Origin of the sequence: Sediminicoccus sp. BL-A-41-H5 (assembly GCF_050632405.1) — a bacterium.
In the GTDB taxonomy this organism is placed as follows: Bacteria; Pseudomonadota; Alphaproteobacteria; order Acetobacterales; family Acetobacteraceae; genus Roseococcus.
Window position 1 is genome coordinate 2746930 of record NZ_CP192601.1, and the last position, 20832, is coordinate 2767761.

The window sequence follows — 20832 nt, forward strand, 5'->3', positions numbered from 1 at the left end:
GTTTAGTGGGGTCGGCCCTCCCTGGGCCGATCCCTCCCTTCCGATCGCCGAATTCGCCGAAGCCCATGCGCGCGGCACGAATTGCGGGGCCCATCCCATTGCCCCCGGCGTCTTCCCCACGATCCACACTCCGGATGCTGCATGCACCTCTCTGAACTCAAGGCGAAGACGCCGCCCGAACTCCTCGCCTTCGCGGAGGAGCTGGGCGTCGAGAACGCCTCCATCCTGCGCAAGCAGGACATCATGTTCGCCATCCTCAAGACCTTCGCCGACAACGACCAGGCGATCTATGGCGAAGGCACGCTGGAAATCCTCAGCGACGGCTTCGGCTATCTCCGCAGCCCGCAGGCGAACTTCCTGCCCGGCCCCGACGACATCTATGTGAGCCCCGCCCAGGTGCGCCGCTTCGGCCTGCGCACCGGCGACACGGTGGAAGGCCAGATCCGCGCGCCGAAGGATGGCGAGCGCTACTTCGCCATGCTCAAGGTGAACGCGGTCAATTTCGAGCCGCCGGAAGCCCTGCGCCACCGCATCAACTTCGACAACCTGACGCCGCTCTACCCGACCCGTCGCCTGAAGATGGAGGTCGAGGGCCAGCCGGAGGTGCCGAAGGGGCAGCAGAAGGACAACACGCATCGCGTGATTGATCTCATCGCGCCGATCGGCATGGGGCAGCGCGCGCTGATCGTCGCACCGCCGCGCACCGGCAAGACGGTGATGCTGCAATCCATCGCCAAGTCCATCACGGCGAACCACCCCGACGTGTTTCTCATGGTGCTGCTCATCGACGAGCGGCCGGAGGAAGTGACCGACATGGCGCGCACGGTGAAGGGCGAGGTCGTGGCCTCCACCTTCGACGAGCCGGCGACGCGCCACGTCCAGGTGACGGAGATGGTGCTGGAGAAGGCCAAGCGCCTGGTCGAGCACAAGCGGGATGTGGTGATCCTGCTCGACAGCATCACGCGCCTGGGCCGTGCCTATAACTCCGTGGTGCCCTCCTCGGGCAAGGTGCTGACGGGTGGCGTGGACGCCAATGCGCTGCAGCGGCCGAAGCGCTTCTTCGGCGCGGCGCGCAACATCGAGGAAGGCGGTTCGCTGACCATCATCGCGACCGCGCTGATCGACACCGGCAGCCGCATGGACGAGGTGATCTTCGAAGAGTTCAAGGGCACCGGCAACAGCGAGCTGATCCTGGACCGCAAGCTCTCCGACAAGCGCGTCTTCCCGGCCATCGACATCACCAAGTCCGGCACCCGCAAGGAAGAGCTGCTGGTGGATCGCGGCACGCTCAGCAAGATGTGGGTGCTGCGCCGCATCCTGAACCCGATGGGCACGCAGGACGCGATGGAGTTCCTGCTGGACAAGCTGAAATACAGCAAGACGAACCAGGACTTCTTTGACGCGATGAACACCTGAGGGTGTTCGTCGCATCAGCATGGCTCGGCACGCCTCCGGCGTGACGCGATGAACACGTGATCTGCGCCATGGCGGGGCCGGGCCCCGCCATGCATCGTGCGAAAATCGGGCGCGGCCGGGCATGATCCCGCCGCAATGCATGGCCAGGCTCACGCCATGCCGAAGGTCGCATTCGCCCTGCTCCTGTTGCTGAGCCCGCTCGCGGGCTGCGCGCCGTCACAGGGCGTTCCGTCCGATGGCTATACGCGGCCCTGGCCGAATTTGGGCCCGCTGTTCCGGCAGCGGGACGTTGCAAATCATCCGGGAAATTGATCGGATGGCAAGGAAGCAACGGCGAAGCTTCAGCCCGCTGAGCGGCGGGTCGGTTGCCGCCACACAAGGAGAACAGACCATGCGAAACGCTTTCACGGCGATCGGGCTTTGCGCCCTGCTGTCCCTGGGCGCCTGCACCAATCCGAATGATCCCGCGCAGCGCGCCGCGGGCGGCGGCTTGATCGGCGCCGGTGCGGGTGCCGCGATCGGCGCCATCGCGGGCGGCGGTCAGGGTGCCGCCATTGGTGCGCTGACAGGCGGCGCGGTGGGTGCCGCAACCGGCCTCATCACGACGCCGCAGCAGCCGCAGCGAGCCTACAAGTAATCGCTTGAGCGCGAAGATCCTGGCGGCCGCGAGCTTCGCGGCCGCCGTCCATGCCACGCACCGCCGCAAGGGTGCGGCGGCCGAGCCCTACATCAACCATCCGCTGGAAGTGGCCCAGATCCTCGCCGAGCATGACGCGCCGGAGGAGGCGATCCTGGCCGCGCTGCTGCATGACACGGTGGAGGACAGCAGCGATGACCCCGAGCCGGTGACGCTCGAGGCCCTGGCCGCACGCTTCGGCGCCGAGGTCGCGGCGATCGTCGCCGAGGTGTCCGACGACAAGAGCCTTCCCAAGGAGACGCGCAAGGCGCTGCAGATCGCGCAGGCACCGAAGAAATCCGCCGCCGCCAAGATGGTGAAGCTGGCCGACAAGATATCCAACCTGCGCGCCATGGTCAGCGCGCCGCCGGCCAACTGGAACCATGCGCGCCGCGTCGAATATGTCGGCTGGGCCGGACGGGTCGCCGCCGGGCTGCGGGGCGTGAACCCCGGGCTCGAGGCGCTGTTCGACCAGACCTACCGGAACGCGATGATCGAGCTTGCGAGAAACACGGCATGAACCTCGCCCTGGTGCACGCGCTGGAGCGGGCGACGCTGAACGCCCTGCCTTCGCCGCGCGTCGTCTTCGACGGCCCCTTCGTCGTCCGCAGCTTCCTCGGCGGGACGGGGCGGGCCAATGCGGCCTGCTGCCTCGACCCTTCGCCCGATCCCGAGCTGCCGCAGCGCATGACCCGCATCGCCGCACACTACAAGCGCCTCGGCATGACGCCGCGCTTCCGCTCCGCGCCGCTCGATCCGCCGGGATTGGAGGCGCTGCTGCGCGCGGGCGGCTGGGCGGAGGCCGATGAGAGCCATGTCACGCATGGGCGCGTGGAGGCGCGGACGGACCCTGCCATCCGCATCCTCGACGCCCCGGACGCGACCTGGTTCGACGTGCTGGGCACCGTGGAATACCAGTCCGCCGCGCGGCGCGCCGAGAAGCAGGAGGCGGTGCCACTCTTTGCGATTCCCGCGGCCTGGCTGGTGCTGGAGGAGGAGGGCCAGGCCGCCGCCGCCATGTCGGCCACCTGCGATGGGCGCTTCACCGGCATCTTCGACCTCGCAGTGCGGCCGGAATTCCGGCGCCGCGGCCTGGCTCAGCGCATGATCCGGGCGGCGGCCGCCTGGGGCCAGGGGCTGGGGGCCGAGACCTGCTTCGCGCAGGTGGCCATCACGAACACGGCCTCCGTGGCGCTCCAGGCGGGGCTGGGGCTCACGGAGGCCTATCGCTACCGCTACTTCGTGCTGCGGTAAGGGCCTTACGGCAGCAGGACGGTGCTGCCCGTGGTCTTGCGGGCCTCGAGGTCGCGATGGGCCTGGGCCGCATCCTTCAGCGCATAGCGCTGGTTGATCTGCAGCTTCACCGCGCCGGACTTCACCACGTCGAACAGCTCAGCCGCGACATGCTCTAGGTCGCTGCGCTTCATCGTGTAGGAACCGAGCGTGGGGCGCGTCAGGTAGAGCGAGCCCTTCGCGGCCAGGATGCCGATGTCGATGGGCGGCACGGCGCCCGAGGCATTGCCGTAGCTGACCATCATGCCGAGCGGCGCCAGGCAGTCGAGCGAGGCGGTGAAGGTGTCGCGGCCCACGCTGTCATAGACCACGGGCAGCATGGCGCCGCCGGTGATCCGCTTGACCGCCGCCGGCAGGTCCTCGCCGGCCAGCACCACATGGTCGCAGCCATTGGCGCGGGCGAGTTCGGCCTTCGCTTCGGTGCTGACGGTGCCGATGACGGTGCAGCCCAGCGCCTTCGCCCATTGCACCATGATGAGGCCGACGCCGCCGGCGGCCGCATGGACCAGGATCGTCTCGCCCGCCTTCACGCGATAGGTGCTGCGCAGCAGGTACTGCGCCGTCATGCCCTGCAGCATCATCGAGGCGGCCTGCTCGAAGCTGATGCCCTCGGGGATCTTCACCAGGCGATCGGCCTTGTTGGTGCGCGCCTCGGCATAGGCGCCCATGGGGCCCGAGGCATAGGCCACGCGATCGCCCACCGCGACCTCGGTGACACCCTCGCCGATCGCCTCGACGACGCCGGCGCCCTCCATGCCCATGGTGAAGGGCAGCGAGGGGGCCTTGTAGAGGCCGGTGCGGAAATAGACGTCGATGTAGTTGAGCCCCACCGCCTTCTGGCGGATCAGCGCCTCGCCCGGCTTCGGGTGCGGCAGGGGGACCTCCTCCCACATCAGTTTCTCGGGGCCGCCGTATTCATGGACGCGGATGGCGTGGTTCATGGAGGAGTTCCTGGTTCAGAAGAGGGAGGGGAAGGGCAGGTTCAGACTTCGCGCCTCGAGAGCGAGCAGATAGCGCTTCGTTTCGGGTCCATCCAGGCCCGAATACCCGCCCAGCGCACCATTGGCCGCGACCACCCGGTGGCAGGGGATGAGGATCGGAATCGGGTTGCGCCCATTGGCCTGGCCCACGGCGCGCGGGTGCGAGGCGACCTCGCGGGCGATCTCGGCATAGCTGCGCGTCTCGCCGGCCGGGATGGCGCGAAGGGCGGACCAGACGCGGCGCTGATAGGGCGTGCCGTGCGGCGCCAGGGGCAGCTGGAACTGCACGCGCTTGCCGTCGAAATAGTCATGCAGCTGGTCCCGCGCTTCACGCAGCAGGGGCGTGGCCTCCTGCTCGCTGCCGCGGCCCCAGTCGAGCGCGACAATGGCCCCTTCGTCTTCCGAAAGGGTGACCTCGCCGAGCGGAGTGTGAAGCGAAAGTTGCGGCATGTTTCCCGATGTTGCGCGCGTGACGGGATGCAGCACCCAGAGGGGGCCGGCGTCAAGCATCCCCTCCCTTCCCCCGCTGTCCCCGCTTGCTACATGGGGGACAGAACCTGACCCCAAGGAGGCCGCATGGCCGAGGCCGATCCCCCGCCTTATTTCGAGGCGCATGTCTTCGTCTGCTGCAACCGGCGGCCGGACGGGCACAAGCGCGGCAGCTGCGCCGCCTCCGGCAGCGAGGCGCTGCGCGACTACATGAAGGCGCGCGCCAAGGAGCTCGGCCTCAAGGGCGTGCGGATCAACCAGGCGGGCTGCCTGGACCGCTGCGAGTTCGGCCCGACGCTGGTGATCTACCCCGAGGGCATCTGGTACCAGGTCCAGACCCGCGAGGATGTGGAGGAGGTGCTGCAGGCGCATCTCGTGGCGGGCGGCCGTGCGCGGCGCCTGATGCTGACCGAGAAAGACGTGCCCCCGGCCAAGACGTGAGCGTGATCTTCGCTCTGGCGACGGGGGGTGGGCGCTCCGCGGTCGCGGTGATGCGGCTTTCCGGGGCGGGCGTGGGCGAGGTGGTGGCCGCGCTCGCCGGGACGCTGCCGGCGCCGCGACGGGCGAGCCTGAGGCTGCTGAGACACGAGGGCGTGGAGCTGGACCGGGCGCTGGTGCTCTGGTTCCCCGCGCCCGGCAGCTACACGGGCGAGGACAGCGCGGAGCTGCATCTGCATGGCGGGCCGGCCGTGATCGCGGCTGTAGCGGAGGCGCTGACGGCACTGGGCGCGCGACCGGCCGAGCCTGGTGAATTCACGCGGCGCGCCTTCCTGCATGAAAAGCTGGATCTGACAGCGGCCGAGGGCATCGCCGACCTGATCGCGGCCGAGACGGAAGCGCAGCGGCGCCAGGCTCTGCGCCAGGCCGAGGGCGCGCTGGCCGAACGCCATGCCGGCTGGGCGCAGCGCCTGACACAGTTGCTGGCGCGGCAGGAAGCCTTCATCGAATTCGAGGAGGAGGACCTTCCCGGCGACCTCGATGCCCGGGTGGAGGCGGATGCCGGCGTACTCCGCGCCGAGATGGAGGCCATGCTGGCCGAAGGGGACCGTGGCGAGAAGCTGCGGGAGGGGCTGACCATCGCCATCCTGGGCGCGCCCAACGCCGGAAAATCCTCGCTGCTCAATGCGCTGGTGGGGCGGGAGGCGGCGATTGTCTCGGCGCGGGCGGGCACCACGCGGGATGTGGTGGAGGTGCGGCTGATCCTGGCCGGCGTGCCGGTGACGCTGGCCGATACGGCCGGGCTGCGTGAGGCGGTGGACGAGATTGAGCGGGAGGGGATTCGTCGGGCGCTGGCGCGGGCGGAGAGCGCGGATCTGCGGCTGCTGGTCTTCGCCGCGGATGCGCCGCCCGATGAAGCAACGCTCGCGCTGAGTGGGCCGGAGGCGCTGGTGGTGCTGAACAAGGCGGACCTGCCGCATCCGGGGCTGGCTGGGGCGCTGCCGGTCTCGGCGCGCTCCGGCGAGGGACTGGTGGCGCTGCGGCAGACGCTGGAGAAGGCCGCTGCGGCGCGGGCAGGGCTGGTGGAAGGCGCGGTGCTTACCCGCCCGCGTCATCGCGCCGCGCTGCGCGAGGCGGCGGAGGAGTTGTCTCGCCTGCCAGAGGCCGGTCTGCCTGAGTTGCGGGCCGAGGCGCTGCGCCGCGCGCTGCGGGCGCTGGGGCGGCTGACCGGCCGCGTCGGTGTCGAGCAGGTGCTGGACGTGGTGTTCGGCGAGTTCTGCATCGGCAAGTGATGCGCGGCGCATCGCGTTGATGCGCGAGCGCTGCTATAGCCCGCGCCATGTGGGACATGCGCTTCGATGTGATCGTGGTGGGCGGCGGCCATGCGGGCTGCGAAGCGGCGGCGGCCGCGGCGCGCTGTGGCGCGCAGACCCTGCTGCTGACGCATGATCCGGCGAAGCTGGGCGAGATGTCCTGCAACCCGGCCATCGGCGGCGTCGGCAAGGGGCATCTGGTGCGTGAAGTGGATGCGCTGGATGGCCTGATGGGCCGCGCGGCGGATGCGGCAGGCATCCATTTCAAGCTGCTGAACCGCAGCAAGGGCCCTGCCGTACGTGGCCCGCGCGCCCAGGCCGACCGCCGGCTCTACCGCGAGGCGGTGCAGGCCCTGCTGGCCGAGACCGCGAACCTCACCATCCTGGGTGATCCGGCCGAGGATCTGGTGATCGCGGAGGGCCGCCTGCAGGGCGTCGTGACCGGCACGGGCCGGCGCATTGCCTGCGGCGCGCTGGTCATCACCACCGGCACCTTCCTGCGTGGCGTGATCCATATCGGCGAGCAGCGCATCCCGGCCGGCCGTGTGGGCGAGGAACCGGCCGTGGGCCTCGCGTTGGCGCTGGAACGCCTCGGCCTGCCGCTGGCGCGGCTGAAGACCGGTACGCCGCCGCGCTTGGATGGGCGGACGATCGACTGGGCCACCCTCGAGATGCAGCCGGGCGACGCGGAGCCAGAGCCGCTCTCCTGGATGACCGAGCGCATCACCAATCGCCAGGTGGAATGCGGCATCACCCACACCACGACCCGCACACATGAAATCATTCGCAGCAGCCTGCACCTCTCCGCCGTCTATGGCGGGCGGATCGAGGGGGTGGGCCCGCGCTACTGCCCCTCGGTCGAGGACAAGGTGGTGCGCTTCGCATCGCGCGAGCGGCACCAGATCTTCCTTGAGCCCGAGGGGTTGGATGACCCGACGGTCTATCCCAACGGCATCTCGACCAGCCTGCCCGAGGATGTGCAGCGCGCGATGATCGCGAGCATCCCGGGGCTGGAGCAGGCCGTGATCCTGCGCCCCGGCTACGCGATCGAATATGACCATGTAGACCCGCGCGCGCTTGGCCCGACGCTGGAGTGCAAGGCGCTGGCGGGCCTGTTCCTGGCCGGGCAGATCAACGGGACCACCGGCTACGAGGAGGCGGCGGCCCAGGGCCTGCTGGCCGGCGTGAACGCTGCGCATGTCGCGGGCGGCGGACCTGCCCCCGCGACGCTCAGCCGTGCCGATGCCTATCTGGGCGTGCTGCTGGATGACCTGACCTTGCAGGGCGTGAGCGAGCCCTACCGCATGCTCACCGCGCGTTCCGAATATCGCCTCAGCCTGCGGGCCGACAATGCCGGGATGCGCCTGACGGAGAAGGGCATCGCCTGGGGCTGTGTCGGTCCGGCACGCGCCGCCCTGCACCGCGCCTTCGCCACCGATGTGGCGGAGGCGCTGCACCGGGCCCGGACCGAGGGGGCGACGCCCGCCGCCTATGCCGCCGCGGGTGTCGCGGTGAACCAGGATGGCCGCTGGCGCAGTGCGCTGGACACGCTGGCCCTGCCCGCCATGTCCGGCGAGGCGGCGGAGCGCCTCTTCCCGTGGCTGCGCGACCTGCCGCGCCGGGTTCGCGCCTATGTCGAGGCCGAAGCGCTCTACGGCCCATACCTCGCCCGTCAAGAGGGCGAGCGCGCCCTGCTGGAGCGCGAGGAAGCGCTCGCCATCCCGCCCGATGTGGACTTCGCCGAGATCGCCGGCCTCTCCAACGAGATGAAGGACCGCCTGCAGCGCGCCCGGCCCGCCACCCTGGGCGGCGCCGGGCGGATCCCCGGCGTCACACCGGCAGCCATCGCCGCACTCGCGGTGCATCTGCGGCGAGGTGTTTCACGTGAAACAGCCTGATCAGCCCAGCCTTGATGTTCCACATGAAACAGAGGCGCGACTCCGGGAGTATCTGCGCCTGCTGCTCGCCTGGAACGCGCGGATCAACCTGATCGCCGCCGTACCGGAGGAAGAGGCCTGGCACCGCCACATCCTGGATTCGTGGCAGATGCTCCCCCTCCTGCCGCCCGGCCCGCTGGCGGATATCGGCTCAGGCGGCGGCCTACCCGGGCTGGTCATCGCCATCAGGCGTGAAGAGGAGACCCACCTGGTCGAATCCGACCGGCGCAAATGCGCCTTCCTGATGGAGGCGGCCCGCACGCTCGGCCTCAACCATGTGCGCGTGCACCCGTCGCGAATCGAGGCCGCGCGCCTGCCGAGGATCCAGGTGCTGACGGCCCGCGCCCTCGCCCCACTGAACGATCTGCTCGGCCATGCCGGGCGAATCCTGGCACCCGGCGGGGTCGCGGTATTTTTGAAGGGCCGGAATGCCGAGGCGGAGTTGACGGCCGCCGCGCCGCATTGGCTTATGCGGACGGAGCGGTTCCAAAGCCGCACCGACGCGCAAGCGACCATCCTCCGCCTCAGCGAGATACGCCCTGCCGGTGTCTGACCCCGCCACCTTCCGCATCCTGGCCCTCGCCAACCAGAAGGGTGGCGTCGGCAAAACCACGACGGCCGTGAACCTGGCTGCCGCACTCGCCGCGCGGCAGCGCGTCGTGCTCATCGACCTCGACCCCCAGGGCAACGCCTCCACCGGCCTCGGCATCGCCCGCGCCGCCCGTGGCGCCGGTAGCTACGCCATGCTGGTCGAGGGCCGCCCGCTGGCCGAGGTACTCCGCCCGACGGCCATCCCGAACCTCTCCATCATCCCGGCCGACCCGAATCTCGCCGGCGGCGAGCTGGAGCTGGTGGACCTCGCCCAACGCGAAACCCGTCTGCGCGACGCACTGGAGAAGGGGGCCGGCACGCTCAAGGGCGTCGAGTGGATCCTGCTCGACTGCCCACCCTCGCTCGGCCTGCTCACCCTCAACGCCCTGGTGGCGGCCGAATCCGTCATGGTTCCATTGCAGGCCGAGTTCTACGCCCTCGAAGGCGTCTCGCAGATCATCCAGACGCTGGATCGCGTCCGTGCCGGCTTCAACCCGAAGCTTCGCCTCGACGGCATCGTGCTGACCATGTTCGACCGCCGGAACAACCTGGCCGAGGCGGTGGCGCAGGATGTGCGGGGCTTCTTCAAGTCCCAGGTGTACGACACGGTGATCCCGCGCAACGTCCGCGTCTCCGAGGCGCCGTCGCACGGCCTGCCCGTCACCTTCTACGACCCCCGCTCCCCCGGCGCCGAGGCCTATACCCGCCTCGCCGCCGAGTTCCTGCGCCGCCACCGCGCCCGCCTGCGCGAGCTGGCGAAGAATGATCTGGAGCGCGAATCCTGATCCGTGTTGAGTGTGACCATCCAGGGCCGAAACCGCCTGCCCCCAGGATGGCCGAGGAGGCCGCCCCATGACCAAACCCCCCGCCCTCGGCCGCGGCCTCTCCGCCCTGCTGGGCGATGCCGCCGCCGTCAACCCCAGTGCGCCCGGCCTGCGCACCCTCCAGGTCGGCGCCATGGAGCCAGGCCCCTTCCAGCCACGCGAAGCGATGGATGAGGCCGCGCTGGCCGAACTCACCGCCTCCATCCGCGAGCATGGCGTGCTGCAGCCCATCCTGGTGCGCCCCACCAAGGGCAAGGCCAACCGCTACCAGATCATCGGCGGCGAGCGCCGCTGGCGCGCGGCCCAGGCCGCCGGCCTGCACGAAGTGCCGGCCCTGGTCCGCGAATTCTCCGACCGCGAAGCGATGGCCGCCGGCCTCGTCGAGAACCTGCAGCGCCAGGACCTCAACCCGCTGGAGGAAGCGGAAGGCTATGGCCGCCTCACCGAGCAGTTCGGCCTGACACAGGAGGCGCTGGCCCGCGCCGTCGGCAAGAGCCGCCCCCATGTCGCCAACACGCTGCGCCTGCTCAACCTGCCCGAGCGCGTGCGCGAATTGCTGCGCGAGGGCGCGCTGACCGCCGGCCACGCCCGCGCCCTGCTCACCGCGAAGGACCCCGTGGCCCTCGCGCTCCAGGTGGTGGATCGCGGCCTGAACGTGCGCCAGGCGGAAGCCCTGGCCGCCACGAAGAATGTCGGCCCCGCGCCGCGCCAGCCGAAATCCGACGCCGAGACCCGGGCGCTGGAGCGGCAGATCACCGCCCATCTGGGCCTCAAGGTCACCATCCGCCACGGCCAGCGCGGCGGGCAGGTGGTGCTCGCCTACAAGGACCTCGACCAGCTCGATGGGCTGGTCCGCCTTCTCACGAAATGATGGCCGCGTGGACGAGGTTGCTGATCGTGTTCATCCGCGGCCCGTGGAATTCCTCCGTCTGACGCGTGTTCGAGAGGAAGGCGAAGGACACGCCGGAGGCCGGGTCCCCCCAGCAATAGGACGACCCCACGCCGCCATGCCCGAAGGTGCCGGGATGCGCGATATCCCCCAGCCCGCGAATGCCCGGCGTCTCGCCCCGCAGATGCGGCCCGAGCCCGCGATGCATCGGCATCCCGTTGTACTCATCCGGCCGGTCGCCCGTGTAGTTGCGAATGGCATAGCCGATCATCCGCGGTGAGATGACGCGGCGGCCCGCCACCGCCCCGCCATTCAGCAGGGCCTGGTAGAAGGCCGCCATCGCCCGCGCCGTGCCATAGCCGCCGCCGCCCGGAATGCCGGCCGCCCGATGCGCCGCCGTGCCCTCCGGCATCCTCACCGAGCCGTCCACGTCATGCATGTCCACCGTGCGCGGCTGCACCTCCGGCGGGACGCCGACGAAAAGCTCCCCCTCCAGCCCCAGCGGCGCGATGATCCGCCGGCGGAGATAGGCGCGGTGGTCCTCGCCCGTCACCGCGCGGATCACCGCCGCCGCCACCCAATGCGCCGAGGCCGGATGGTAGCGCACGGAACTTCCCGGCTCCCATTCCAGCTGGAAGCCGCAGACCACCTCCCGCAGCAGGGCCGCATCCTCCCAGGCGGCGGCTGGAACCTCCGCGCTCGGGAAACCAGCCTGGTGGGTCAGCAGTTCGATAAAGGTGATGTTGCCCTTCCCGCCCGCCTCGAAGCCCGGCAGGTGCTGCGCGATCGTATCCGTCAGCCGCAGCCGGCCCTCCTCGGCCAGCGCCCAGAGCCCGGCGGCGGTGATGACCTTGGTGTTGGAGTAGAGCAGCCAGAGTGTCGCGTCATTCGCGGCGAGACCCCGCCGCGCCGCGCCGAAGCTGCGAAAGAAGCCGAGCTGGCCGTGCCGGGCGATCGCCACCTGCGCGCCCGGGTGATGCCCCGCCGCGATATCCGCCTCGATCCGCGCACAGAGCAGATCGAGCTTGGCGGGGTCCAGGCCCAGTTCGGCGGGGCTCGCGCTGGGCAGCGGAAAGGCGTCAGTCATGGATGGCTTCCTTCGTATGCGCGATCATTACGCCAGAGCCTTCGCGGCTTGCCAAACCGGCCCCGGCTTCGCCTACACTCGCCGCCAAGGGTGCGATCATCACCCACCGGAGGAATCATCATGTCCATCACCCGCCGGGCGGCGTTCGGCCTGCCCTTCGGCCTTCCCATGCTCGCCCAGGCGCAAACCGCGCCGAGTTTCCCGGACCGTGCCGTCCGCTACATCGTGCCCTTCACCCCCGCGGGCCTCACCGACATCATGGCGCGCCTCGTCGCGCAGAAGCTTTCCGAGATCTGGGGCAAGCCCGTCGTCGTCGAGAACCGCGCCGGCGGCAATGCGCTGATCGGCGCCGACGCCGCCGCGAAATCCCCGCCGGATGGCCATACGCTGCTCGCCATCACCCTGACACATGCGGTGAATGTAAGCCTCTTCCCCAATGCGCCCTATGATCTGATGCGGGATTTCGTCCCTGTCTCCGTGCTGGGTTCGCTGCCGCTCGTCGTCGTGGTCAACGCCAACAACCCCGCACGCTCGCTGGCCGACCTCATCGCCCAGGCGCGGTCGCGCGTGCTGAATGGCGGTTCTTCCGGCAATGGCTCGCCCCCGCATCTGGGGCTGGAGCTGTTCCGCCGCGTCTCCGGCGCCGGCGGCAACATTACCCATGTGCCCTATCGCGGCGGCGCGCCGGGCGTGACCGACCTCGTCGCCGGCAATCTCGACTTCATGGTCTCCAACCTGCCGGAGTGCCTGGCGCAGATCCAGGCCGGGCGCCTGCGCGGCCTCGCCGTCACCAGTTCGACCCGCCACCGGCTGGTCCCCGACATCCCGACCGTGCTGGAAGCGAACGCGCCCGGCCTGGAAATGACCAACTGGACGGCGATGCTCACCAATACCGCCGTGCCACGGCCCGCGCTGACGGAAATCAGCCGCGCGACGCAACTGGCCATGCGCGACGCCGACCTCCGCCGCCGCGGCGAGGATGGCGGCTTCGACATGCTGGGCTGGGAGCCCGACCGCTCCCGGACCTTCATGGAGGCCGAGGTGCAACGCTGGGGCCGGCTCGTTCGGGAAGCCGGCATCCGGGCCGACTGAGCCGCCCTCACTCGTTCAGCCCGCGCCCCGGATAGGGGTGCGTGGCCAACCAGTGCCGCGCGATGTCCTCGCGCCGCGCCACCCAGACATCAGGCTGGGCCATCACATGGTCCAGCAGGCGCCGCAGTCCCGCGGCCCGCGCCGGCTGGCCGGTGATGCGCGGGTGCAGCCCCACCGACATCATGGCAGGCCGCCCACGCCGGCCTTCGTCCAGCATGGTGTCGAAGGCGTCGCGGAGATAGCCGAACCACTGCTCGCCATTGCCGATCGCGCCGAAATACTTCGCGTCATTCGTCGCCATCGAATAGGGCACGATCAGGTGCCCCTGGCCCTCGACCGTCACCCAGAAGGGCAGTTCATCGCCATAATGGTCGCTGTCGTAGAGAAAGCCCCCATGCTCCGCGACGAGCCTTCGCGTGTTCACCGAGGGTCCATAGCGGCAATACCAGCCCGAGGGCTTCTGCCCCGTGGTCCGCTCCAGCGAGGCGACGGCGCGCGCGATATGCTCGCGCTCCTCCGCCTCCTCCAGCTCGAAATGCTTGATCCAGCGCCAGCCATGCGAGCAGACGTCATTCCCGGAATTCCGGATGGCCGCCGCGATCTCCGGATTGCGCTCCAGCGCCAGCGCGCAGGCGAACATGGTCAGCGGCAAGCCGCGCTCCGCGAACATCCGCGTGATGCGCCAGAACCCCACCCGGCTGCCATATTCGAACAGCGTCTCCGCCGCGAGGTCCCGCCCTTTGGGGATCTGGTTCCGCCCATGCGCCTCGCTGAGGTTCGTCTCCGAAAACCCCTCGCCATCCTGCACCGAAGGCTCGGAGCCCTCCTCCACATTCAGCACGAAGTTCAGCGCCAGCTTCGCGCCGCCCGGCCAGCGGGGATCCGGCGGGTTCGCGCCATAGCCGATGAAATCGCGCCTTGCTTGATATGCCACTCGCGCCGCCTCCGCATTGACCGGGTCCAGACTGGCCCATAGCGTCGCCCCCGATCAATGGAGCGGGGAAACCGGGGAAAGATGCTCACGCGGCGCGAATTCCACGCGGCGGCGACAGGCGCGCTGGATGGCCTGCGCGTGGTGGATCTCTCCCGCCTCGTCGCCGGCAACATGCTCACCAAGATGCTGAGCGACCAGGGCGCGGAGGTCATCAAGGTCGAGCCCCCCGCCGGGGATTCGCTGCGCGCCTGGAAGGTCGGCGGCGTGGAGACCTCCTGGAAGACCTGGTGCCGCAACAAGCGCAGCATCTGCCTCGACCTCCGCCAGCCCGACGCCATCGCCGTGGTGAAGCGCCTCACGGAAACCGCCGCCATCTTCGTCGAAAGCTTCCGGCCCGGCGTGCTGGAGGAGATGGGCCTGGCGCCCGAAACCCTGCTCGCGCTGAACCCGCGCTTGGTGATCGTCCGCGTCTCCGGCTGGGGGCAGACCGGGCCCTTCGCGCACAAGCCCGGCTTCGGCACGCTGGTGGAGGGCTATTCCGGCTTCGCCGCCATCAACGGCTACGAGGACCGACCGCCCGTCCTGCCCCCCATGTTCATGGCCGATGCCTATGCCGGCCTGATGGGCGCCTCCTCCACCCTCATCGCCCTGCGGCATGCCGAGCGCACCGGCCAGGGCCAGGTGGTGGACCTCTCGCTCTTCGAGCCGATCTTCTCCGTGCTCGAGCCGCAGATGGCGAATTACCGCATCACCCGGAAGCTCAAGCCGCGCACCGGCAGCCGCAGCACCAACACCGCGCCGCGCAACGCCTATCAGACCAAGGATGGCGGCTGGGTCGGCCTGTCCAGCTCCACCCAGGCGATCTTCGTGAAGCTCATGAAGAGCATCGGCCGCCCCGAACTGGTGGACGACCCCCGCTTCCGCACCAACAGCGACCGCCTCCGCCACATCGAGGAGATCGATGCGGTGGTGCGCGACGCCGTGGCGCAGCTCACCATGGAAGAGGCGCTGGCGCAGTTCGACCGCGACGGCGTGACCATCGGCCCCATCATGGACGTGGCCGGCCTGGAGCAGGACCATTACGTCGCCGGCCGCGAGGCGCTGATCGAAGTGCCCGATGCCGAGATGCCCGGCGGCTGGCTGCCCATGCATGGCGAGGTGCCGCGCCTCTCCGGCACACCCGGCATCCTGCGCAACCCGGCCCCCAGCCTGGGCCAGGACAATGACGCTTTGCTTGGCCCGCTGCTGGGCGCTCAAGAACTCGCACGCCTGCGCGCCGCGCGCATCGTGCTCGACGGGGAGACCAAGTGATGGCCCGCATCTGGCGTTCGATGCTGTATGTGCCGGCGAACGTGCCGCGCTTCGTGGAGAAATCCGCGACCGCCGGCGCCGATGCCATCCTGCTCGACCTCGAGGACAGCATCCCCCATGAGCGCAAGGCCGAGGCCCGCGCCGCGCTGGCCACCGCCATCCCCATCGCGCGCTCCGGCGGCTCCGAGGTGCTGGTCCGCGTGAACCGGCCGCTGCGCCTCGCCGTGGGCGACATCGAGGCCGCCGTCGCCGCCGGGGCCGATGGCATCCTGCTCACCAAGGTGCTGGGCCCCGACCATGTCCAGCTCGCCTGCGAATTGCTCACCGGGCACATGCGCATCATCCCCATGGTCGAGACCGCGGCCGCGCTGCGCTCCCTGCACGAGATCGCCCGCGCCTCGCCGCGCGTCGCCGGCCTGCTCATCGGCGCCGAGGACCTGGCCGCCGAATGCGGTGCGGCCGCGGATGACGAGATCATCGCCATGGCCAAGCGCCAGATGGTGCTGGCCGCCGTGGCGGCGGGCGTGGCCCCGCTCGGGACGCTCGGCACCGTCGCCGACTACAAGGACGCCGAGAAGGTGCGCGCCCTTGTCGCCCGCTCCAAGCGCACCGGCCTGGTCGGCGCGAGCTGCATCCACCCCTCCCTCGTGCCCATCCTGAACCAGGGCTTTTCCCCCAGCGCGGCCGAGCTCGACCTCGCCCGCCGGCAGCTCGCCGCCGGCGAGAAAGCGGCGCGCGAGGGCCGGGGCTCCTTCGTCGTGGATGGGCTGATGGTGGACGAACCCATCCTCATCCGGGCCCGCCGCATCCTGGCCCAGGCGGGTGAGGGATGAGGTGATTCCAACGCGGCAGCGCTTGCACTAACCTGCGCCGCATGAGCGTCTCCGGCCTTCCCCCCTATGATCCGCAAAACATCTTCGCGCGCATCCTGCGCGGGGAGATTCCCTGCAAGAAGGTGCATGAGGACGAGTTCGCCCTCGCCTTCCACGACATCAACCCGCTGGCCCCGACTCATGTCCTGGTGATCCCCAAGGGCGCCTATGTCAGCGCCGCCGATTTCCACGCGGGCGCCACCACGGAGGAAATCGCGGGCTTCTGGCGCGCGGTCGGCGCGGTGGCGAAGTCGCTCGGCCTGGAGCAGCCCGGCCACCGGCTGATCACGAACATGGGCCCGCATTCCGGCCAGGAAGTGCCGCATTTCCACGTGCACGTGCTGGGCGGCCGGCCGCTGGGGCGGATGCTCACGCCGGTCTGATCTGGATTGGGGAAAGTGGAGCGGGCGATGGGAATCGAACCCACGACATTCAGCTTGGGAAGCTGACGTTCTACCTCTGAACTACGCCCGCGCTCCCGCAGACCCTACAGACAGCCGCGCCCCTTCTCAACCCCCACGCGCACCCGTCGCCTGCAGGATCGGCACCCAGCGCGCCGTCTCCGCCGCCAGGAATGTCCGCAGCGCCTCCGGCCCCGTCGGCATCATCTGCAAGCCCGCATCAGCGAAGCGCGCCTGCAATTCCGGCCGCGCCAGCGCCACCTGCGCCGCCGCCGCCAGCCGCGCGACCATCGGCGCCGGCAGCCCCGCCGGCGCATACATCCCCTGCCAGGAGGAGCTCTCGAAGCCCGGCACCACCTCCGCGATGCTCGGCAGATCCGGCAGCATCTGCGAGCGCCCGGCCGTCGTCACCGCCAGCCCCACCACCTGGCCGGCGCGGGCCAGCGGCGCCAGCAGCGTCTGGCTGTCGATCATGAAGTCGAGCCGCCCGGCCGTCAGATCCGTCACCGCCTGGGGCGTGCCGCGATAGGGCACCACGGTGAAATCCACCCCCGCCAGCTTCTTCAGCAATTCGCCGGCGAGGTGCGAGGCCGCCCCCACGCCCGTCGTCCCGAAGGTCGCCGTGTCCCGCTTCTCCCGCAGCCAGGCCAGGAAGGCCGGCAGGCTGCGCGCGGGGTTGGAAGGGTGCACCGCCAGCAGGAAGGGCTGCTGCGAGATCAGCGTGATCGGCGTGAAGTCCCGCGCCGGATCGGGCGCGTCCGGATAGAGGGCCGGCATCACCGCATGCGCGGCGCCGCTCACCAGCAGCGTCTGCCCATCCGGCGCCGCGCGCGCCACGTTGCGCGCGCCGATGGTCGCCCCCGCGCCAGGCTGGTTCTCGATCAGGACCGTCTGCCCCAGCTCCGCCCCCATCGGCTCCGCCAGCAGCCGCGTCGCCACGTCGATGATGCCCCCCGCCCCGAAGGGCACGATCACGCGCAGCGCCCGCGGCGCGGGGCTTTGCGCGATTGCAGGCGTGGCAAGGAAGGGCAGGGCAAGGACAGAGCGGCGGCGCATGGCGGTCTCCCGGATGTTCCGCCATCGTGGCCAAGAACGCCCTCCCCCGGAAGCCCGATCCATGCGCGCCCTTCTCCTGCTGCTGCTCCTGCTGGCGCCCCTCGCCGCCCAGGCCGAGGCCACGCGCGCCACGCGCCAGATGGTCGCCACCGCCAACCCCATGGCCTCCGCCGCCGGGCTCGAGATGCTTCGCGCCGGCGGCAGCGCCATGGATGCCACCATCGCCGCCCAGGCGGTCCTGAGCCTCGTCGAGCCCCACGCCTCCGGCCTCTTCGGGGGCGGCCTGCTGCTGGCCTGGGATCCCGCCACCCGCCGCACCTGGCACTGGGACGGCGTGGCCGAAGCGCCCGCCGCCGCCACGCCCTCGCTCACGCTCGACACCGATGGCAGCCGCCTTCCCCCCAGCGTCGCCCGCAGCGGCCGCGCCGTCGCCATCCCCGGCAGCATCGCGGCGCTGGAGGCCGGGCACGCCGCCCTCGGCCGCCTGCCCTGGGCCAGCCTCTTCGCCCCCGCCATCCGCCTGGCCGCGCAGGGCTTCCCGATTCCGCCCTATCTCCACGCCGTGCTCACCGCCCGCGCCCCCGCGCTCCGCCAGAACCCCGATTTCCGCGCCCTCTTCTACGCCGAGGACGGCACGCCCCACCCCGCTGGCCACATCCTCCGCAACCCCGCCCAGGCCGAGGCGCTGCGCCTCATCGCCGCCCACGGCGCCGCCGCCCTGCGCGAGGGCCCGCTCGCCGAAGCCTTCCTCGCCGCCACGCGCGACAGCCCCATCCCCGGCCTGATCACGCCCGAGGACCTCCGCGCCTACCGCGCCCTCCCGCGTGAGGCGCTGTGCGGCCAGGCCTTCGGCCACCGCATCTGCACCGCCGCCGCCCCCTCCTCCGGCGGCGTCTCCGTGCTGCAGCAGCTCGGCCTGCTGGAGCGCACGGGCTTCGCACAGGCCACGCCGGGCAGCGCCGCGGCCGCGCATCTGCTGATCGAGGCCGGCCGCCTCGCCCGGGCCGACCGGCTGCGCTGGGTGGGCGACCCGCGCTTCATCACCGTGCCGGAGGATGCGATGGTCGCGCGCCGCTACCTCGACGCCCGCGCGGAACTCATCAGCCCGACCCAGGCCCGCCCCGAAATCACCCCCGGCACGCCCGAGAACGCGCCGATGACCAGCCATATCTCCGTGATGGACGCGATGGGCGGCGCCGTCGCCTTCACCACCACCAACAACCTGAATTTCGGCGCCGATCTGATGGCGATGGGTGTGGCGCTCAACAACGGCAACACGAATTTCGCCGTGAACCCGCAATCCAACTCGCCCAACCGCATGCAGGGCGGCAAGCGACCCGCCACCACCATGGCCCCCAGCATCGTCTTCGGCACGACGGGCGCGCCCGAGATCGTCATCGGCGCCGGCGGCGGCTCCTGGATTCCCGATGCGGTGGCCGCCGGCCTGGCCGAGATCCTCGCCTGGAACCGCGACGCCTGGGCCGCCGCATCCCGCGCGCGCCTGGGCGCGCAATCCGGCGTGGTGGAGCTGGAGCAAGGCACGGCCGCCGCCGCCCTCGCCCCCGCGCTCAGCGCCATGGGCCATGCGCCGCGCGTGGTGGTGATCAACACCGGCCTGCAGGTGATCCGCCGCATCCCCGGCGGGCTGGAAGGCGCGGCCGACCCGAGGCGCGACGGCGCCGCGCTGGGAGATTGAGCGCCACCGCGCTTTCGGACAAATCACCCATCCTGGAAAACGGCCCGGACCCAAGGCGCGGGCTCGGTTCCGGCCCGCGCAGCCGCGCCCGCCATCGCGCGCGAAATCGCAGCCGATGGGGCGCCTTGATGCCGGGTGGGTCGAGGCTGAATCATCCTGCCAGCCAAGGCGAGACCCCGGGGCGGCAGCACTGCGCCGGCCGGACATGGGGACCCCGATTGTCGCTATCGTCGTTAGGACAAAATGCCTTTCCGGTCAAGATTCATGCGCTCCGCCTGTCGAAATCGGCGGTCTTCGCGGCTCATCAGGTCAGGCGCCGGCACCCCGCCCGCCTCCGCGACGCCGCTGCCCGGGTCCTCCAGGCTCCAGCCGCCGAAAGCCGCCACCACATCGCCCCGCAGCGCCAGAAAGGACCACCCCGAAGCCAGCAGCTCCGGCCGCTCCCGGCTCACCAGCGCCAGCACGGCATCCAGCGCCTCCGGCTCGCGGGCGCCGCGACACAACGTGCCGTAGGACGCCGCGAGCACCGCCGAGACCCGCGCCGCATCCTCCGGCGCCGCCACGCGCAGCGTCAGCTCACGCAAGAAAGCCCTCCAGCGCCACCAGCACCTCGCCGGGCGCTTCCTCCGCCAGGTAATGCCCGCTGTTCACCGCATGCCCGCTCACCGGCCCATCCGCATAGGCGCGCCAGACCTCCAGCGCGTCATACCACTGCCCGATCTTGCCCTTGGAACCCCACAGCGCCAGCACCGGGCATTGCACCCGCACGCCCGCCGCGCGGCTCGCGCGGTCATGCTCCAGGTCAATGCTCGCAGCCGCGCGATAATCCTCGCAGATCGCCGTCACCGTCCCCGGCAGGCGCAGCGCGGCGAGGTAATCGGCCCGCGCCTCGGGGTGGAAGAAGCTGCGATCCTTGGGCTCGCGCGAGGTGTGGATGTCGAACCACGCCTCCACATCCGCGCTGATCAGCGTCTCCGGCCCCGGATGCGGCTGCGCGAACCAGAACCAATGGTAGTAGCCAAGGCCGAACTTCATGTCGGCATGCTCGAAGTGATGCAGCGTCGGCACGATATCCATCACGCAGAGCTTTTCCACGCAGGCCGGGTGATCCAGCGCGATGCGATGCGCGAGCCGCGCCCCGCGATCATGGCTCACGATGCGGAAGCGATCGAAGCCGAGGCCGCGCATCAGCCCCACCACATCCTTGGCCATCTCGCGCTTGGAATAGGGCGCGTGATCCGCCGTCACACCCGGCTTCGCGGAAAACCCGTAGCCGCGGATATCGGCCGCGATGACGGTGAAGCGCTCCGCCAGCTCCGGCGCGACGCGGTGCCACATGGCATGCGTCTGCGGGTTGCCGTGCAGCAGCAGGAGCGGCGGGCCCTTGCCGCCGCGGCGGTAGCGCACCGCCATGCCATCCACCTCGCGCGTTTCCAGCGTGAATCCCTCGAAGAACATCCCAGCCTCCCATTGACCCGTCTCTCGCGGCGATTAGCCTGCGGCAACTTTCAACAACCCAGCAACCCAAGGGGAACTT

The 20832-nt window shown here is 70.4% G+C and carries 22 protein-coding genes and 1 tRNA gene; 15 read left to right on the plus strand and 8 right to left on the minus strand.

All coding sequences use genetic code 11. The features are described from left to right. Positions 1–141: 141 nt before the first annotated feature. The 4 genes from rho (at position 142) to ACQ860_RS13520 (ending at position 3346) form a co-directional block, all read left to right on the plus strand. Positions 142–1416, plus strand: a complete 1275-nt coding sequence (gene rho / locus ACQ860_RS13505) for a transcription termination factor Rho (RefSeq protein ID WP_431303871.1) — start codon at positions 142–144, stop codon at positions 1414–1416. Between the two features lie 391 nt (positions 1417–1807). Then, a complete protein-coding gene (locus ACQ860_RS13510; protein WP_431303872.1) occupies positions 1808–2053 on the plus strand; it encodes a YMGG-like glycine zipper-containing protein in 246 nt (81 codons plus the stop codon). 4 nt (positions 2054–2057) lie between these two features. Beyond that, the gene (locus ACQ860_RS13515; protein WP_431303873.1) at positions 2058–2612 is read left to right on the plus strand and encodes an HD domain-containing protein; all 555 of its coding nucleotides are present in this window, start codon (positions 2058–2060) and stop codon (positions 2610–2612) included. After that, a complete protein-coding gene (locus tag ACQ860_RS13520; RefSeq protein WP_431303874.1) occupies positions 2609–3346 on the plus strand; it encodes a GNAT family N-acetyltransferase in 738 nt (245 codons plus the stop codon). Before ACQ860_RS13515 ends, ACQ860_RS13520 begins: the two co-directional genes overlap by 4 nt. A 5-nt stretch (positions 3347–3351) precedes the next feature. Here the strand turns inward: ACQ860_RS13520 and ACQ860_RS13525 are convergent, their stop codons facing one another. After that, the gene (locus ACQ860_RS13525; protein ID WP_431303875.1) at positions 3352–4326 is read right to left on the minus strand and encodes a quinone oxidoreductase family protein; all 975 of its coding nucleotides are present in this window, start codon (positions 4324–4326) and stop codon (positions 3352–3354) included. Between the two features lie 15 nt (positions 4327–4341). Continuing rightward, a complete protein-coding gene (locus ACQ860_RS13530) occupies positions 4342–4815 on the minus strand; it encodes a methylated-DNA--[protein]-cysteine S-methyltransferase (protein WP_431303876.1) in 474 nt (157 codons plus the stop codon). Positions 4816–4941: 126 nt separating this feature from the next. On the opposite strand from ACQ860_RS13530, the gene ACQ860_RS13535 reads away from it, so the two are divergent. From ACQ860_RS13535 to ACQ860_RS13560, 6 genes are all read left to right on the plus strand, one after another. Further along, positions 4942–5295 (plus strand): (2Fe-2S) ferredoxin domain-containing protein, encoded by a 354-nt coding sequence (locus tag ACQ860_RS13535; protein ID WP_431303877.1) that lies wholly within the window; start codon positions 4942–4944, stop codon positions 5293–5295. Continuing rightward, positions 5292–6584: a tRNA uridine-5-carboxymethylaminomethyl(34) synthesis GTPase MnmE gene (gene mnmE, locus ACQ860_RS13540; RefSeq protein ID WP_431303878.1), complete on the plus strand. Its 1293-nt coding sequence runs from the start codon at positions 5292–5294 to the stop codon at positions 6582–6584. The genes ACQ860_RS13535 and mnmE overlap by 4 nt, the downstream gene beginning before the upstream one ends. A gap of 47 nt (positions 6585–6631) precedes the next feature. Further along, positions 6632–8503, plus strand: a complete 1872-nt coding sequence (gene mnmG / locus ACQ860_RS13545; protein WP_431303879.1) for a tRNA uridine-5-carboxymethylaminomethyl(34) synthesis enzyme MnmG — start codon at positions 6632–6634, stop codon at positions 8501–8503. Next, on the plus strand, positions 8481–9095 hold the full coding sequence (gene rsmG / locus ACQ860_RS13550) for a 16S rRNA (guanine(527)-N(7))-methyltransferase RsmG (protein ID WP_431303880.1): 615 nt from the start codon (positions 8481–8483) through the stop codon (positions 9093–9095). The genes mnmG and rsmG overlap by 23 nt, the downstream gene beginning before the upstream one ends. Further along, the gene (locus tag ACQ860_RS13555; RefSeq protein WP_431305754.1) at positions 9082–9918 is read left to right on the plus strand and encodes a ParA family protein; all 837 of its coding nucleotides are present in this window, start codon (positions 9082–9084) and stop codon (positions 9916–9918) included. Before rsmG ends, ACQ860_RS13555 begins: the two co-directional genes overlap by 14 nt. Before the next feature lie 67 nt (positions 9919–9985). Then, positions 9986–10828, plus strand: coding sequence for a ParB/RepB/Spo0J family partition protein (locus ACQ860_RS13560; RefSeq protein WP_431303881.1), 843 nt, complete (start codon positions 9986–9988; stop codon positions 10826–10828). Here the strand turns inward: ACQ860_RS13560 and ACQ860_RS13565 are convergent. Continuing rightward, positions 10818–11933 carry a serine hydrolase domain-containing protein gene (locus tag ACQ860_RS13565; RefSeq protein ID WP_431303882.1) on the minus strand — a complete coding sequence of 372 codons (1116 nt, stop codon included), beginning with the start codon at positions 11931–11933 and terminating at the stop codon, positions 10818–10820. The two genes, ACQ860_RS13560 and ACQ860_RS13565, sit on opposite strands and share 11 nt — an antisense overlap. 120 nt (positions 11934–12053) lie before the next feature. On the opposite strand from ACQ860_RS13565, the gene ACQ860_RS13570 reads away from it, so the two are divergent. After that, positions 12054–13025: a Bug family tripartite tricarboxylate transporter substrate binding protein gene (locus tag ACQ860_RS13570; RefSeq protein WP_431303883.1), complete on the plus strand. Its 972-nt coding sequence runs from the start codon at positions 12054–12056 to the stop codon at positions 13023–13025. A 7-nt stretch (positions 13026–13032) separates the two neighbouring features. On the opposite strand, the gene ACQ860_RS13575 is transcribed toward ACQ860_RS13570, so the two are convergent. Further along, positions 13033–13959, minus strand: coding sequence for a polysaccharide deacetylase family protein (locus tag ACQ860_RS13575; RefSeq protein WP_431303884.1), 927 nt, complete (start codon positions 13957–13959; stop codon positions 13033–13035). Between the two features lie 81 nt (positions 13960–14040). Between ACQ860_RS13575 and ACQ860_RS13580 the strand changes: the two genes are divergently transcribed. Genes ACQ860_RS13580 through ACQ860_RS13590 form a run of 3 tightly spaced genes read left to right on the plus strand, consistent with a single transcriptional unit; the run spans position 14041 to position 16525 of the window. Further along, the gene (locus ACQ860_RS13580; protein WP_431303885.1) at positions 14041–15270 is read left to right on the plus strand and encodes a CaiB/BaiF CoA transferase family protein; all 1230 of its coding nucleotides are present in this window, start codon (positions 14041–14043) and stop codon (positions 15268–15270) included. Continuing rightward, a complete protein-coding gene (locus ACQ860_RS13585; protein WP_431303886.1) occupies positions 15270–16103 on the plus strand; it encodes an HpcH/HpaI aldolase/citrate lyase family protein in 834 nt (277 codons plus the stop codon). Before ACQ860_RS13580 ends, ACQ860_RS13585 begins: the two co-directional genes overlap by 1 nt. A 41-nt stretch (positions 16104–16144) precedes the next feature. After that, the gene (locus tag ACQ860_RS13590; protein WP_431303887.1) at positions 16145–16525 is read left to right on the plus strand and encodes a histidine triad nucleotide-binding protein; all 381 of its coding nucleotides are present in this window, start codon (positions 16145–16147) and stop codon (positions 16523–16525) included. A gap of 16 nt (positions 16526–16541) precedes the next feature. Here the strand turns inward: ACQ860_RS13590 and ACQ860_RS13595 are convergent. Beyond that, a tRNA-Gly gene (locus tag ACQ860_RS13595) sits at positions 16542–16616 on the minus strand. A 35-nt stretch (positions 16617–16651) separates the two neighbouring features. Next, positions 16652–17599, minus strand: coding sequence for a Bug family tripartite tricarboxylate transporter substrate binding protein (locus ACQ860_RS13600; protein WP_431303888.1), 948 nt, complete (start codon positions 17597–17599; stop codon positions 16652–16654). Between the two features lie 61 nt (positions 17600–17660). On the opposite strand from ACQ860_RS13600, the gene ACQ860_RS13605 reads away from it, so the two are divergent. Then, positions 17661–19295: a gamma-glutamyltransferase family protein gene (locus tag ACQ860_RS13605; RefSeq protein WP_431303889.1), complete on the plus strand. Its 1635-nt coding sequence runs from the start codon at positions 17661–17663 to the stop codon at positions 19293–19295. 233 nt (positions 19296–19528) lie between these two features. Here the strand turns inward: ACQ860_RS13605 and ACQ860_RS13610 are convergent, their stop codons facing one another. Both ACQ860_RS13610 and ACQ860_RS13615 read right to left on the minus strand, forming a co-directional pair. After that, on the minus strand, positions 19529–19879 hold the full coding sequence (locus ACQ860_RS13610; RefSeq protein WP_431303890.1) for a hypothetical protein: 351 nt from the start codon (positions 19877–19879) through the stop codon (positions 19529–19531). Beyond that, the gene (locus tag ACQ860_RS13615; protein ID WP_431303891.1) at positions 19872–20753 is read right to left on the minus strand and encodes an alpha/beta fold hydrolase; all 882 of its coding nucleotides are present in this window, start codon (positions 20751–20753) and stop codon (positions 19872–19874) included. The genes ACQ860_RS13610 and ACQ860_RS13615 overlap by 8 nt, the downstream gene beginning before the upstream one ends. Positions 20754–20832 lie beyond the last annotated feature (79 nt).

Bases quoted from the DNA above. Each gene is read 5' to 3' on its own strand.
- rho (WP_431303871.1), top strand. From the start codon at position 142: ATGCACCTCTCTGAACTCAAGGCGAAGACGCCGCCCGAACTCCTCGCC.
- ACQ860_RS13510 (WP_431303872.1), top strand. From the start codon at position 1,808: ATGCGAAACGCTTTCACGGCGATCGGGCTTTGCGCCCTGCTGTCCCTG.
- ACQ860_RS13520 (WP_431303874.1), top strand. From the start codon at position 2,609: ATGAACCTCGCCCTGGTGCACGCGCTGGAGCGGGCGACGCTGAACGCC.
- ACQ860_RS13525 (WP_431303875.1), bottom strand. From the start codon at position 4,326: ATGAACCACGCCATCCGCGTCCATGAATACGGCGGCCCCGAGAAACTG.
- ACQ860_RS13530 (WP_431303876.1), bottom strand. From the start codon at position 4,815: ATGCCGCAACTTTCGCTTCACACTCCGCTCGGCGAGGTCACCCTTTCG.
- ACQ860_RS13535 (WP_431303877.1), top strand. From the start codon at position 4,942: ATGGCCGAGGCCGATCCCCCGCCTTATTTCGAGGCGCATGTCTTCGTC.
- mnmG (WP_431303879.1), top strand. From the start codon at position 6,632: ATGTGGGACATGCGCTTCGATGTGATCGTGGTGGGCGGCGGCCATGCG.
- ACQ860_RS13560 (WP_431303881.1), top strand. From the start codon at position 9,986: ATGACCAAACCCCCCGCCCTCGGCCGCGGCCTCTCCGCCCTGCTGGGC.
- ACQ860_RS13565 (WP_431303882.1), bottom strand. From the start codon at position 11,933: ATGACTGACGCCTTTCCGCTGCCCAGCGCGAGCCCCGCCGAACTGGGC.
- ACQ860_RS13570 (WP_431303883.1), top strand. From the start codon at position 12,054: ATGTCCATCACCCGCCGGGCGGCGTTCGGCCTGCCCTTCGGCCTTCCC.
- ACQ860_RS13580 (WP_431303885.1), top strand. From the start codon at position 14,041: ATGCTCACGCGGCGCGAATTCCACGCGGCGGCGACAGGCGCGCTGGAT.
- ACQ860_RS13585 (WP_431303886.1), top strand. From the start codon at position 15,270: ATGGCCCGCATCTGGCGTTCGATGCTGTATGTGCCGGCGAACGTGCCG.
- ACQ860_RS13590 (WP_431303887.1), top strand. From the start codon at position 16,145: ATGAGCGTCTCCGGCCTTCCCCCCTATGATCCGCAAAACATCTTCGCG.
- ACQ860_RS13600 (WP_431303888.1), bottom strand. From the start codon at position 17,599: ATGCGCCGCCGCTCTGTCCTTGCCCTGCCCTTCCTTGCCACGCCTGCA.
- ACQ860_RS13605 (WP_431303889.1), top strand. From the start codon at position 17,661: ATGCGCGCCCTTCTCCTGCTGCTGCTCCTGCTGGCGCCCCTCGCCGCC.
- ACQ860_RS13615 (WP_431303891.1), bottom strand. From the start codon at position 20,753: ATGTTCTTCGAGGGATTCACGCTGGAAACGCGCGAGGTGGATGGCATG.